Raw genomic sequence first — 13,275 nt, 5'->3', positions numbered from 1 at the left:
GTTCCTTTCTTCGGTATGGCGTGCCGATGGCAGGTTGCATGTGGCAGGCTGTGACTGGCGCCTGGTTATGTCCGGGCAGCACTCCTTCACAGGCGGGGGACATGGTTAACCATACGGATGATGATCGACGAGCCATAGACATCAAGCGCAGTGATACTACCCAGATCGATCCGCCAGCGCCAGTGTTCGGCAATCGGCATGTTGCAGCAAAAGCAGAGTGCCAGTTGGATCGGGGTAGCATGGGTGACAATCAGCACTCTCCCGCCGCGGTTGTTGGTCAACAGCTCTGCCCATGCTGCATAGACGCGCGCCGCCGCTTCTGCCAGGCTTTCACCGTCGGTAGCGCGACCATCGACGCCGTTTGCCCAGCGCGCTCTGGCATCGTCTGGAAAGCGCTGCACGACTTCGCGATAGGTCAATCCTTCCCATCGGCCATGATCGATTTCCAGCCAGCGCGGATCTTCTGTAAGCTGAAAGTTGCGTTGTTCTACCAGCAGGTTGGCCAGCGCGCGGGTGCGTCGGGTTGGGCTGACAATGGCGTGGGTAAAGGGCAACGAACGGAGACGTTGGGCGACGGCAGCGTGCTGGCGCTGACCGTAGTCGGTCAAGGGGCTATCGCCGCGGCCCAGGTAACGGCGGCTGCGATTAGCTGCGGTCTGACCGTGACGGACGAGCCAGATGCTGGTGCGCATAGGATTGTTCTCCTGCCGGTGCCGGCGATGGCTGCGGGAACATTGCCCAGGGCAGCCGTTCATGTCACGTCATCTTCATTGCCGCCGCCTGAGAGTCACTGCAATGCCGCCGATGAGCAATGCCGCCAGCGCCACAAACCCAAGCCACTGTCCGGCGTTGCCGTCGGCTGTTACCGGTGTAACCGATGTGATCGTCGCAGTGGGTGTGAAGGTTGGGCTAAAAGTCACTGCTGCCGTAGCGGAAGCAGTTGCGACAGGCGATAATGTTGCGGTTGCCGACGCCAGGGTAGCAGACGGCTCAAGAGAGGCAATCAGTGACGGCGCGGCAGTCATTGGAGGCGTGTTGGTGGCTGTTGGTATGGCGGTTGCCGTGTGAGCGATGGTCGCCGCGGGTGGAATGGTGGCCGTGGGTGCGGCGTTCGTTGCCGGAGCGGTCGTCGCCGCCGCTGGTGGGATAACCGCCGCTTGCCGGCAAACATCGGCCAATTCTACTTCTGGTGGCATGGCGCCGCCGCTGGCATCACCCGGCCCCCATGCCCAGCCGTGCAGATCGCCATCGCTGACCGACACGTTACTCGCGCCGAGATTGGAATAGCGCCATGTTCCGCCTTCACGTACATAGAATGCCCAATACACGACCCGACCCTGCTCGCGGGCACAGAAGCAACTGGTAGCAGGATAGTCGCAGCCCTCGTTGCCGATTTTACACACTGCCGCGCCGATGCTACTCCGCTGACTGATAACCGGCAGCCCACTGCGTTCGAGCAGTTCCAATCCGCTGATCGATGGTTCGCTAAACTCAACGCAAGCGGTAACAACGTCACCGTTGCCGAAGCGCGCGACGACCCCGGCGCGGTTGACCGCCGGTTGGGCGATCGCCACGCCGGAGAGCAGGACAATAGCGCTCAAGATGATGAGCTGACGAATCAGTTTCATCGTTGCTCTGCTAACGCGATTGCAATTACACTAGACGCGCGCGGCGCAGAGTCAGGCCCAACCCGATCAACAGGAACCCGATGAATGCCATCACCGGCAGATAGAGCAGTGTTTCGCCAGCAGTGCGCGGCAGGCTGGTTGCCGGCGCAATCAGGGTCTGCGCCGCTGGGATAGAGGTTGTTGCTACCGGTAATGCGCGACCGGCCAGGGCCGGAATCGCCTGATACGTGGCCAGGGCATTGTCATCGGGCATCGCATTCTGATAGCGGAACGCGCCACTGCTATTCTGAAAGGCTGCCAGGGCGCTCAGGGGTGTTGCGTCCCCCTGCTTCCACGCTGCGCTATTCGGGTCTTCACCTAACGCGATGATTGCCTGCGTCACGGCTGCGGTTGAATTGGCATCGCTGGCGTTGCCAAAAGCCGACGTTTGCGAGTATGGGAAGCCGCCGTCAGGGTTTTGCTGACCACGCAAGTAGGCGCGCGCCGCAGTTAACGCATCACCGGCGCGGGCATAGCCACGGAGCGCCATCACAGCCAGAGCCGTGGTATTGGTATCGCTACCCGTTGCGGCTGCGCCGTCAAAACTCCACCCGCCGTCGCGCAATTGCAGCGCAATCAGGCGATCAATCGCCGCTGCCGGCGGTTGCGCGCCCATCGCCTTGATCGCCAGCAGCGCCAGCGCGTGGCCGTAGACATCAGCGCCATACTGGCCGGTAGTCGGAGTATAGGTTGAGCCGAGCTGTTGGGCGAGATTGACGCCGCCAAAGTTGAGCGGGTCGCGTCCGGCGGCCACGGCGGCAAGAATGAGTTTGGCCGTAGCGCCAGCCGATGAAGTGCCGTAGGTAGGGGCCTGTCCGGCCAGATAAGCCACAGCGCTGGCCGGCGGTTGCTGCCCACCGGCGACAAAGGCAACAATAGCGTCCGCGGTATCGCCAGGGCCAAAACCGGCAAAACTCCCATCGGCCTGCTGCTGGCCGGCAACCCACTTCAGTGCCGATTCAACCAGGCTACTCTGCGCGAGTGCCGGTTGCCAGACGACGATACTCAGGGTCACGGCAAGGAATAGGGCCAGAATCCGACGCATGATTTCACACCTTTCGTTCAACCAACCGACTGATCGGCATTGACGTTTATCCACGACAGGCAACAAAAATCCCTCCACCACGGGTGGAGGGTGAATCGAATAAGGCAGGCATGCAAGCCAATCTTGCGCGCGCCTCACCCCCTTACCAACGCGGGTGTGACAGCGAACATGTAGGGACGGGCATTCTGGCTCGTCGCTGCAAGCGACCTACAGTAGCGTGGACTGCGCCGGCCTTTGACCGGACTTCCCCCAATTAAGCCCTTCGCTTCCTCCGGGCTCCCTACCGGCGGGGTAACAACCCCGCAGTTGCATATATTCAATTGGGGCGATAGTACCACAACTGTTGTTGCCCGTCAATCGCCTGGCCTGAATCCCTGGGTATATCGGCAGTTGTCGGCTAATACGGAGGTTGCGCGCAGATCATCCGCCTCAATTGAGTCTGGCGCTCTTGCGGTATGAACCGGTGGCGGCATTCAACTAGCGCAATTGGGCCAGTACATCGGCCAGTACCGCAATCGCTCGCTCATATTCGGCCACCTCGACGTGTTCGGTAGGGGTGTGATCGAGGCGCGAGTCGCCAGGCCCGTAGGCCACAATTGGGCATTGCCATACCGGTCCGACCACGTTCATGTCGGCAGTGCCGGTTTTGTGCAGAAAAGCCGGTTGGCCGCCGTGTCGGCGAATAGCGCGCAGGAAGGCGCTCGCCAGTGGTGTCGCGCGCGAACTTTGAAAGGCCGGACATGCTCCCTCAAACGTCACTTCTGCCGGGCCGGCCAGCGCGCGCAGCGTTTCAGCCAGGATATGCGGGTCGATACCGGGTGGCAGGCGCAGACCAATGGTCGCTTCCACCCATTCATTCATTCCGTCGCTCTCACTATGCACCCGGCGCAACGAGGGTATGAGCTGATCGAACAAACGCTCGCGACCGGCATTAACGGTTTGACAGTGTTGAACGACGGTCTGCCAGAAATCGACCATCTGCTCTGGCGCTGCGCGCTGCTCGCCGGCGCTGTGGGCAGCCGACTGCTGATAGCGATAATGGACAAGCAACCGTCCTTTGTAGCCAAGCGTAATACGATCCCAACCACTCGGCTCGCCGATGACGCAAAAGTCAGGCCGATAACGGTCGCGGGCCGCATGTGCGCCGCGCGAACTGGCCGCTTCTTCCTCAGTTGCGCCGATAATCACCAGCCGGCAACGCAATGTGCCGGCCAGTTCGGCCTGGCGCGCTGCCCAGACAAAGGTAGCCAGTGGCCCTTTGGCATCAACTGCGCCCCGACCATACAGTTTGCCATCCTCGATCCGCACCGGAATATCGCCGGGTACGGTATCGATATGGCCGAGCAAGACAACAAGGGGGCCTTCCGTGCCTGCATGACCGACCGCGCTGCCTGACTCGTCAATAAACGCCTCCCAGCCAAAGGATGCCATCTGATCGACCATGACCCGCGCCGCTGCTTCCTCTTGTCCTGACAGCGAAGGGGTGCGTAGCAGGTGAATGAGAAAATGAAGCGCATCGTTCATTAATGAAAACTCCCGTATGCTTGAAATGAATTGTGTGATTCGATACACTCTGGCCGATGTTGATGATGATTCATTGCGGCGAAATCGCCAATAATATCGTTGTCAGGTTAAGTACGGGATGGCTATCCTGATCGACCCTGCGCAATCCACTCATGCCAAACTGCTTTCCCTATGGTATCATAAGCGTTGTATTTGCCCGACATCCACAGTTACTGGAGAAGATATGCCCGCATCGTTTGTCTTCAACGCCGACCTGCGCAATTTGAAACAGATTCGGCGTTCCATTACTGATGCGGCTGTTTCGATTGGCGCTCGTAACGAAATTATCGACGACATCGTGTATGCTGCGAACGAACTGATTTCTAATGCGATCACGTATGGCTACGGCGGCAATGTCGGTCCGATCTGGGTTGATATCTGGCGAGACGATTCCACGCTCTATGTGCGCATTTGTGACGCTGCGCCGGCTTTCAACCCGCTCAATGTACCGTTGCCGCGCAACCTGATCGGGCGGGGCAGGCAACGAGTCGGTGGATTAGGATTGTTTCTCTCCCGTCATCTCCTCGATGATTTACAATATCGGGAATTGCCTGATGGGGGTAATGAATTGATTTTGATCAAATGGGATGCTTTTTGAACGGGGTGGGGTTGATTTGCCCCCTGTGCCAGGGATCAGTTCCCTGGCGGTGTCGTTAGCGATGAGAGAGTGGTATCAGAGTATCGCCACACGCTTATACCTGACGCCATCTGGATGGAAGCCTGATTTATTTGGTAGCGATCAGCTATGATTATCGAGAGCACCATCAGCCGGAAAGAATTTATCCGTCATGCTTTGAGCCGTTACTTCCGCCGTCCGATCTTCTACGTCTTCGCCTTTGTGGCCGCAGTCTTGACGGCGTTCGTTATCTACGATCCAACCACGCCTCAAGCGCCGGCGCTGCTTGGCGGCTGGATTCCATTTCTCCTCTATGCCCTGACCGGATGGATTATCATTCATCGTCAAAGCCGCAACCAGGATTTGCCGATTTACCAGCCAACCCGTTATGAGCTGGGTCGCGATACCTTGATCGTCAGTGCGCGCAGTGGGCGCAGTGAGATTCCCTGGTCGAACGTGCGCGCCTGGCGTAAGATGGGTGGTATCTACGAGCTGCAACTGATCAACGGTCAGGTTTTGCTGATTTCGGCCCGCGCAATCGGACCGCGTCAGGTAGGAGTCTTTGAGCGGATGTTGCGGAATCGAATTGATCCCAAGCCTGAGCCGGGTGTGTTTGATGAGCCGGTAGCTTGAACAAATAGTATGTGAAGTAAGCGATGATCGACGACTATCTCCCGCCCATATCGCTTGATCCGACGCAGTCACAGGCAATCTCTCCCACCGATCTGGCCCAGTTCTTACGATTCGATCAGTGTCGGCGCTATTTGCGGTTGCGTCTGCACGAGCGCCGCCGCGAGCTAAACTGGTTGCCGCGATACGGGCTGTCGCTCCAGTCGCTTTCGCCAATGTTGACGGTAGCCGGGCGACAGTTTGAACAGGCAGTCGAACAACAGGTGCGCAATCGTTTTCCACAGGCGATCCATTGCGCGCAACGCCGGCAGCAAGGTGATCCGAAGTTTACGACCGACGATCACAATCATATCGTGGTGGAGGAGTTCCAGCGATTAACACCGGGTGCGGCACAGGTTCTGTTTCAGCCGCGCCTCTCCGCTCCGCTGTACGGTTGGACGATGAGCGGTGATGTTGACCTGCTGCTGTTGCAACGCGATCAAACTGGCGCCTGTCATGCGCTTGTCGTCGATACCAAAAGCTCGGCGACGGCGAAGATCGAGCATTGCCTGCAACTGGCTTGCTACTATGGTTTGCTCAAGCTCATCACCGAGGATCATCATATTGAACTGGCTTCGATCCAGCTTGGTGTGCTCTACCGCGGTGAATGGCTGTCGTCGCTGCAAACCCCGGCTGAGCGGCAACGGCTTGAAACTGAGCGGCAGCAGGCGGTTACGCTACTCGGCGTCACAACGGCTCAGCTTGCCCTGATCGCCGATCCGAAACCGTATCTGGCCGAAGTTGAGACCTGGCTGAATGGGGACAAATCGATCCTGGCTGCTATCGCTGCGGCGCAGTTTGCCGACTTGCCGTTTCACCTTACCGCGAAATGCGATGGTTGCATGTACAACGAGATCTGTATGCGGTGGGCGGCTGAACACGACGATCTCTCGCTGATTCCATCGCTGACCGAGCCAGAAAAGTCGGTGTTGCGCGCCAGCGGTATTGTGACTACCCAACAACTGGCGCTGCTCAAGGAATTAAGCGGCGAGAGTTTGATTACACCCGCAGATCATCGTCAGAAGATAGGTGAACTTCTCGCTCATCCGGTGCTGGCTGCGCGTCTCGATGAACTGATCCATCGCGCCCGCGCTTTCCGGCGCTGGCGCGGCGACCGGATCGCTGCGCTGAATTATTTGCCTTACAAGGGGCATAGCTCCTTCCCTGCCGTGAGCGCCGATTTGCATCCCAACCTGATCGTGGTCTATCTCGATCCGCTCTACGACCATACTCAGGGGATGTTAGTGCTGCTCGGCGCGATGGTAATGGGGTATCGTGATGGTCAACCACAACAGCCGCAGTTTGTGATCAGATCGCTTGATCAGCCGCCGCAATCGCTGGCTGATGAGGGGGCGTTGCTGGAAGCGTGGCTTAATGAGTTGTTCAAGGCCATTCTCGAGCAGGCTAGCCCTGCTGCCGATGGCAAACTGGAAGCGCCGATCCATCTGGTTGTGCCCGATTCGTTTGCTTTGCACACGCTGCTCGATGGATTGGCCCGCCATCCTGTGGTCTGTGGCGCGACGCCACTGTACGATTTGGCCGCGCAGAGCGCCGGGTTTGAGGCGCCAATGGTGACAGTGCTGGTAAACGAACGGCGACGCTTCCGCAACGACCCGCTGGCCTACGACTCGCTGGCTCGGCTGGCGCGCACCTACGGTTTTGATTGGGGTGAATATCGTCGCCGTTTCTACCGTCGTGTCTTCGACGATCTCAGCAACGATAGGACGATTGGCTGGTATACCCGTCGCATTCGTTTCAACAACCAGATTCCGCTCGAATATCTCTACGCGGCGTGGAACGCTTTGCCACCGCCACCCGATCGCGGCGACGATCCTCTGATCGATTACCGGCAGGTGAAGTTGTCGGAGGTGATCGGATTCGCGCGAAAGCGGTTGGAGGCGCTGGCGCTGTTAGCTGAAGGGTTGCCGCGCAATGATCGCACCACGAAGCCTGCTTTCGATCTCTCGCGCATTGCTGCCTATACCCGTCAGGCGCGTACTCTGGCCGCTGCGCTGGCCGAGTTTTTGCTCATCGAGCGCTACGTGGCGCTGATCACTTGGGGGCAACAGCATCTGCCGCCTCCTGAACAGCGCGTGCTGGCCGGAGTAAGTCTGATCGCGCGCTATCATCACGCAGACCAGGATCCGAAATTGCTGGAGACACTGGCAGAAAATGAGCGTCGTCAGGCGTTGCGGGCTGAGTTGACCGGTGGGCGTAAACGAGCGCGGCTGAAACCCGAGCAAAAACGAGAGACCGACCCGCTGCCGTTGCCTGATGTGCCGTTGCGCTTTCGGCTCGACCTGAGTGGGTTAGATTGCGATAGAGAGACGGTGTTGCGGCTGACGGATCTCTCCCCTGGCGATAAGGTGATCCTTGCGCCGCGCTGGAGTGTCGATGAACGGCTACCTCCCGATCAGCGCGAGCGGTTTACTACCACTGCCCGCCAGATCCTCTTTCAGCCGCGGGCAACACTGTTGCAGATCGAACCGGACGGGATGATTGCGCTTAAGCCAGATCTGCGTTACAGCAATGGCGACCGGCGTTTTACCTTCCCATCGCAGTGGAAGTGGCCGCAAGATGGTGAACTGTATACGATTGAGGCCGATCCGAACGATATTTACGGTCAGCGCTGTCTGGAGATCGTCAATGAGTTGCAGCAAGGAGCAGCGAATGCACTCTATGCCCGTCTGGTCGATCCACAAAGCGTAAAGGCGCAGGTAGCAGATGCGGCGATGGCCGGGCATGAGCGATTTGGTCAGGGGCTGCGCAAGCTGGCTGAAGCGGAATTGTTGCATTCTTTTGATGAGCATCAGAGTGCTTACATTATCGGCCACGGCGACGCGCCCACGCTGTTAGTGCAAGGGCCACCCGGCACCGGCAAGAGTTATACTTCGGCCTTTGCCTTGCTGGCCCGCATGCAAGGTTTACTGGCTGCTGGCCAAAGCTGTCGCGTGCTGCTCAGTTGCAAAACGCATGCCGCAACTGATGTGCTGTTGCGCAAGGTTGCTGAGGTACAGCAGAAGCTGGCCGAGATCCAGGCTAAGCAACCGGCGCTGTTTGCTGAATATTTCGATGAGCGATTGCTAACAGTTCCTCTCTTTCGTGTACGGCCTAAAGAAGGCGCCGATCTGCCGCCAACCGCGAACGTGATCGATCGTATCAATCCGATCCAGGGAGCGACAGCCTGCTTTGTGGCTGCCACACCGTTCGCGGTAGCGTCACTCCTCAAGCGCGATCAGCAATACCATACTGATCCCTTCGCCGACTTGCTGGTACTTGACGAAGCGTCCCAGATGAACCTGGCTGAAGCCTGTATGGCAGCGATTGCGCTGCGCCCTGACGGACGCCTGATCGTGGTTGGCGATCACCGTCAGATGCCGCCGATTGTGCAGTATGAATGGCGAGGCGAGCGGCGGCGCACTTTTCACGCCTATCGTGTCTACGCATCGCTGTTTGAGACGCTGCTTGCCCTCGACCCGCCGCCGCCAATTGTCCGACTGGTTGAGAGTTTCCGGGTGCATCGCGACCTGGCTGCCTTTTTGCGTCGCGCGATCTACGAACATGATGGGATCCCATACTTCTCGCGCCGCATAACGACGCTGGCAGCCGCTCAATTAAACGATCCACTGGTTGCCGCTGCGCTCAACCCAAACCATCCGTTGGTTGTGATCACGCATGACGAAGCCCAGAGTCAGGATGTCAATCACTTTGAGATTGGCCTGATCAAGCCGCTGATTGAGGCGCTGGTCAGTCAGCTTGGTCTCGATGCTAGCAGCGGTGTCGGGGTTGTCGTGCCACACCGCGCACAGCGGTTGATATTGCGCGAACAGTTGCCTGATCTCATAAAGCAGCTCCTGATCGAACATGAAGGCGCGACGGTGGACACTATCGAGCGCTTTCAGGGTGGTGAGCGTGATGTGATCATCTTCTCGGCGACCGAGAGCGATCCTGACTATCTCCGCGCCGCCAGCAGCTTCCTGCTTGATCCGCGTCGCTTGAACGTTGCCCTCAGTCGCGCCCGTCACAAGCTGATCCTGATCGCTGCCCGCTCTGTCTTTCAGCTCTTCGCCAGCGATGAAGAGGTGTTTCAGCACGCCCAACTCTGGAAACAGCTTTTGCGCGACACCTGTCGTGTGCCGTTGTGGAGTGGTAAGCGCGGCAATGTTACGGTTGAGGTGTGGGGCAACGAAACGGTCGATTAATCCGGGCTGATAGCGCGAAGCGTCTGCCACCTTTCGCTGACCAACTGCATCAAGCTCTCATCGGGTAGGAGCGGAGACGGGGGAGATCCCCCGTCTTCATCTTCAGCGGTTGGAGCGATAACACAGCGGAATGAACGATTTCGTATCATCCCTCGCATCCACTCCATTTCGACCCGTCTATTGTCGATGGTACTGCTTCCCTCTGATCGAGACCGTCAGAATTGGGCGGGATGTTGGCCCAGTCGTGGCGCAGGTCTGACCGGTTGCCGCAAGTCATCTGCGCAGTATTTTTGCACAAACATCGCACTGCTTATCACAAGAAACGGGGCATTGCAGGAGTGGATCGGCGGTGATATGATAGTTCACAACACTCTTATGTCTGCTGTGCCAGTGTTGGCGCATAGCAACGCAGCTACGGCGAGGTAGCCATGATTCAAAAAGAAGATGTCGTCATCCGTGTCGCTGGCGAAAGTGGTGATGGCAGCAGCGCCACTGGCGAGATGCTAGCGCAGGCTGCTGCGCGTTCTGGTCTCCACGTCTTCACCTTTCGCACCACTCCCGCCGAAATAAAAGGCGGACCGGTGATGTTTCAGGTGCGCGCTTCCAACAGTCCGGTTCGTTCGATGGGTGATGCGGTTGATGTGCTGTTTGCGTTCAACCGTGAAGCCTGGGACCTGCACCAAGCTGATCTGGCTCCCAATGCTGTCTTGCTCTACGATCCCGATGAGTTTGAACTACCGGTTGAATTTGCCGGCATCGCTTACCAGGTACCGATTGGCCGGCTGGCTCAGGAAGCGGGTAATCGTCGCGGCAAAAATGTGGTGGCGCTGGGAGTAGTGGCGGCGCTGTTTGGTTTGGGTTTGAACAAGCTGGAAGAGATTGTGCGGGCCAAGCTCGGCAAGAAGGCTGAGCTGCTTGAGTCGAATCTGGCGGCGCTGCGCGCCGGGATCGCTTATGGGCAACAGCTTGCTAAGCGCGACCCATTCTGGATGGAGTCGAGCGGTGAGCATGATCGTTACGTGATGACTGGCAATCAGGCGATTATCGCCGGCGCTCTTCACGCTGGTGTAGAATTTTTTGCCGGCTATCCAATTACCCCCGCTTCCGATATTATGGAAGGTATGGCGACGATCTTGCCGCAGATTGGCGGCGGTTATCTGCAGGCCGAAGATGAGATTGCTGCGATTATGGCCTGTATTGGCGCATCGTATGGCGGAAAACGCGCGATGACCGCCACCTCTGGGCCGGGCCTGTCACTGATGAGTGAGGGGATCGGCTATGCCAGTATGACCGAGATTCCGGTTGTGATTGTGGACGCGCAGCGTGGCGGTCCAAGCACCGGCCTGCCCACCAAAATGGAGCAGTCAGACCTCAATATTGCTCTTCACGGCGGTCACGGCGATAGCCCGCGCATTGTGCTTGCGCCGGCGAGTGTGGCCGAGTGTTTCCACCTGACGGTGTGGGCATTCAATCTGGCCGAACAGTATCAAACACCGGTGATTATTCTTAGCGATTATTCGCTTTCATTCCGCACTGAGACAGTTGAGCCATTCGATCTGAGCCAGTATCCGCGGGTTGACCGGCTGCGTCCCACCGGGGAATTAGCGCCCAAACAGTACCGTCGCTATGAGTTGACCGCGAATCTAATCTCGCCGATGGTCGCGCCCGGGGTGGCGTATGCGCAATACACCGCAACCGGCCTTGAGCACAACGAGTTTGGCAATCCCGACTATACGCCGCACAATCACGCGCTGATGACCGAAAAGCGCTGGGGTAAGCTGGCGCCATTGCAGCATTCCCGCGCCTATGTGCGTCGCTTCGGCGCCGAGCGGGCTAAGGTGGGGATTATTTGCTGGGGCACGACTGCCGGCCCATGTCGCGGCGCGGTGTATCTGGCCAGCCAGGAGGATCTGCCGGTAGCGATGCTTCAGGTGCAGATGCTGTCGCCGTTGCCTGTTGATGCGATCAGCGAGTTTCTCGAGCAGGTCGAGATTGTGCTGGTGCCGGAGGTCAATTTCCAGGGTCAGTTTGCCCGGCTTTTGCAGGCCGAACTCGGTATTAAGGTTCAATCGATGACTAAGTATACGGGTATGCCCTTCTCGCGGCTGGAAATTCTGCGCCAGATTCACGCACTGCACGGGTTGGCCGAGCCGGTGCTGGCGTAGAGGTTTAAGGGGGCGACGAGGGCCAGGGCGCGAAGAGTGGTAGTTTGCGGTTTAGCGTAAGGTATGTTCTATGACTGCCGTTCCGATTACTTCATCGCCCGTTGTCTACAAACCATCCGATTATCGGAGCGATCTCAAGCCGATCTGGTGTCCGGGTTGTGGCGATTTTGGGGTGTTGGCTGCTATCCAGCAGGCACTGGCAGCAATTCAGGTCAATCCCAAGGATTTGGCCGTTGTCTCCGGTATTGGCTGTAGTTCGCGCTTGCCCGGCTTTTTGCAGACCTATGGTTTGCATACGGTCCATGGCCGGGCATTACCGGCGGCGATAGGGCTAAAGATTGCCCGTCCCGATTTGACGGTTATGGCTGTCGGTGGCGATGGCGATTTTTTCAGTATTGGTCTGGGCCATCTGCCCCACGCGGCGCGGCGCGATCTCGATTTGACCGTGGTGGTGATGGATAATGCAATTTACGGTTTGACCAAAGGACAAACTTCGCCAACTTCACCGCGCGGTCACGTCACCAAGAGCACTCCCTACGGGCAGTCAGCCCAGCCGCTGCATCCACTGGCGATAGTGCTGGCGAGCGGCGCGTCATTCGTTGCCCGCGGATTTTCCAGTCAGCCGAAACAGTTGGCCGAGTTGATCAGGGCTGGTCTCGAACATCGCGGTTTTGCCTTCATTCACGTGCTCAGTCCGTGCGTAACGTTCTACGATACCTATAAACTGTACAAGGAGCTGGTCTACGATCTGCCGGCGACGCATGATCCATCTGATCTCGATGCTGCCATGCACTATGCCGTAGAGAGTGAGCGGCTACCGCTCGGCATTTTCTACCGTCGCCCACCTCTCGAACCGCTGCCGCGACCGACGCCGAAGCCGTTTGATACCCAGGCCTATTTGAATCGGTTCCGGGCCTGATCGTGCTCATTAACTCTGACGCGCAGGCGTAAGACCTGATAGTAATGATGAAGCGCCTGCGCGTCGCTCCATTCATTTCACCACGATGCCACGTATCTACCTCTGTATGGGACCTCATTGTCGTAGTCGTGGCGCCACCGATGCGCGCGCGACGCTCGAACATGCGCTCTGGCAGGCCGGCCTGTTGGGGCGGGTGGAATGTATTGCCAGCGGTTGTCAGGATCGCTGCGCATTGGGGCCAAACCTGCTTGTACAACCAGGTGGACGCCGCTGGCACGGCCTGACGCCGCAACACCTGCGCGAGCTGTTAGCTTTCCTCAAGGATACTGATGTATAATGCCAGCGTATGCGCTGCATCACTCTGATGCAGCACACTGCACTGTTTTCGTTGCCGTGATGCAACCATGCTTTGCGCCTGAATCTGTCGGC

The 13,275-nt window shown here is 58.2% G+C and carries 10 protein-coding genes and 1 riboswitch; of the genes, 6 read left to right on the top strand and 4 right to left on the bottom strand.

All coding sequences use genetic code 11. From position 1 onward, the window contains the following. Positions 1-86: 86 nt before the first annotated feature. The 4 genes from Q0650_RS11825 to Q0650_RS11810 all read right to left on the bottom strand — a co-directional run bounded on the left by Q0650_RS11825 (position 87) and on the right by Q0650_RS11810 (position 4,236). Positions 87-692, bottom strand: a complete 606-nt coding sequence (locus Q0650_RS11825; protein ID WP_298819202.1) for a histidine phosphatase family protein — start codon at positions 690-692, stop codon at positions 87-89. A 75-nt stretch (positions 693-767) separates the two neighbouring features. Then, positions 768-1,628 carry a hypothetical protein gene (locus tag Q0650_RS11820; protein WP_298819201.1) on the bottom strand — a complete coding sequence of 287 codons (861 nt, stop codon included), beginning with the start codon at positions 1,626-1,628 and terminating at the stop codon, positions 768-770. A gap of 25 nt (positions 1,629-1,653) precedes the next feature. Next, a complete protein-coding gene (locus Q0650_RS11815) occupies positions 1,654-2,712 on the bottom strand; it encodes a prenyltransferase/squalene oxidase repeat-containing protein (RefSeq protein WP_298819200.1) in 1,059 nt (352 codons plus the stop codon). A gap of 156 nt (positions 2,713-2,868) precedes the next feature. After that, a riboswitch (cobalamin riboswitch) is annotated at positions 2,869-3,010 on the bottom strand. A 179-nt stretch (positions 3,011-3,189) separates the two neighbouring features. Beyond that, on the bottom strand, positions 3,190-4,236 hold the full coding sequence (locus Q0650_RS11810; protein WP_298819199.1) for a [LysW]-lysine hydrolase: 1,047 nt from the start codon (positions 4,234-4,236) through the stop codon (positions 3,190-3,192). A 223-nt stretch (positions 4,237-4,459) separates the two neighbouring features. Between Q0650_RS11810 and Q0650_RS11805 the strand changes: the two genes are divergently transcribed. The 6 genes from Q0650_RS11805 to Q0650_RS11780 all read left to right on the top strand — a co-directional run bounded on the left by Q0650_RS11805 (position 4,460) and on the right by Q0650_RS11780 (position 13,183). Further along, the gene (locus tag Q0650_RS11805; protein ID WP_298819198.1) at positions 4,460-4,873 is read left to right on the top strand and encodes an ATP-binding protein; all 414 of its coding nucleotides are present in this window, start codon (positions 4,460-4,462) and stop codon (positions 4,871-4,873) included. 147 nt (positions 4,874-5,020) lie between these two features. Then, positions 5,021-5,524, top strand: a complete 504-nt coding sequence (locus Q0650_RS11800; RefSeq protein WP_298819196.1) for a YcxB family protein — start codon at positions 5,021-5,023, stop codon at positions 5,522-5,524. Between the two features lie 23 nt (positions 5,525-5,547). Further along, positions 5,548-9,762 (top strand): bifunctional RecB family nuclease/DEAD/DEAH box helicase, encoded by a 4,215-nt coding sequence (locus Q0650_RS11795; RefSeq protein WP_298819194.1) that lies wholly within the window; start codon positions 5,548-5,550, stop codon positions 9,760-9,762. Between the two features lie 428 nt (positions 9,763-10,190). Next, a complete protein-coding gene (locus Q0650_RS11790; protein ID WP_298819192.1) occupies positions 10,191-11,927 on the top strand; it encodes a 2-oxoacid:acceptor oxidoreductase subunit alpha in 1,737 nt (578 codons plus the stop codon). Positions 11,928-11,997: 70 nt separating this feature from the next. Beyond that, positions 11,998-12,846 (top strand): 2-oxoacid:ferredoxin oxidoreductase subunit beta, encoded by an 849-nt coding sequence (locus tag Q0650_RS11785; RefSeq protein ID WP_298819189.1) that lies wholly within the window; start codon positions 11,998-12,000, stop codon positions 12,844-12,846. Between the two features lie 85 nt (positions 12,847-12,931). Next, a complete protein-coding gene (locus Q0650_RS11780; protein ID WP_298819188.1) occupies positions 12,932-13,183 on the top strand; it encodes a (2Fe-2S) ferredoxin domain-containing protein in 252 nt (83 codons plus the stop codon). Positions 13,184-13,275: the final 92 nt, after the last annotated feature.

It is taken from the genome of uncultured Chloroflexus sp. (assembly GCF_937129525.1).
Lineage (GTDB): Bacteria > Chloroflexota > Chloroflexia > Chloroflexales > Chloroflexaceae > Chloroflexus.
The sequence above is the reverse complement of the archived record's forward strand: the minus strand, read 5'-3'. Positions and strand labels throughout refer to the sequence as shown.

Bases quoted from the DNA above. Each gene is read 5' to 3' on its own strand.
- Q0650_RS11780 (WP_298819188.1), top strand. From the start codon at position 12,932: ATGCCACGTATCTACCTCTGTATGGGACCTCATTGTCGTAGTCGTGGC.
- Q0650_RS11805 (WP_298819198.1), top strand. From the start codon at position 4,460: ATGCCCGCATCGTTTGTCTTCAACGCCGACCTGCGCAATTTGAAACAG.
- Q0650_RS11790 (WP_298819192.1), top strand. From the start codon at position 10,191: ATGATTCAAAAAGAAGATGTCGTCATCCGTGTCGCTGGCGAAAGTGGT.
- Q0650_RS11820 (WP_298819201.1), bottom strand. From the start codon at position 1,628: ATGAAACTGATTCGTCAGCTCATCATCTTGAGCGCTATTGTCCTGCTC.
- Q0650_RS11815 (WP_298819200.1), bottom strand. From the start codon at position 2,712: ATGCGTCGGATTCTGGCCCTATTCCTTGCCGTGACCCTGAGTATCGTC.
- Q0650_RS11795 (WP_298819194.1), top strand. From the start codon at position 5,548: ATGATCGACGACTATCTCCCGCCCATATCGCTTGATCCGACGCAGTCA.
- Q0650_RS11800 (WP_298819196.1), top strand. From the start codon at position 5,021: ATGATTATCGAGAGCACCATCAGCCGGAAAGAATTTATCCGTCATGCT.
- Q0650_RS11810 (WP_298819199.1), bottom strand. From the start codon at position 4,236: ATGAACGATGCGCTTCATTTTCTCATTCACCTGCTACGCACCCCTTCG.
- Q0650_RS11785 (WP_298819189.1), top strand. From the start codon at position 11,998: ATGACTGCCGTTCCGATTACTTCATCGCCCGTTGTCTACAAACCATCC.
- Q0650_RS11825 (WP_298819202.1), bottom strand. From the start codon at position 692: ATGCGCACCAGCATCTGGCTCGTCCGTCACGGTCAGACCGCAGCTAAT.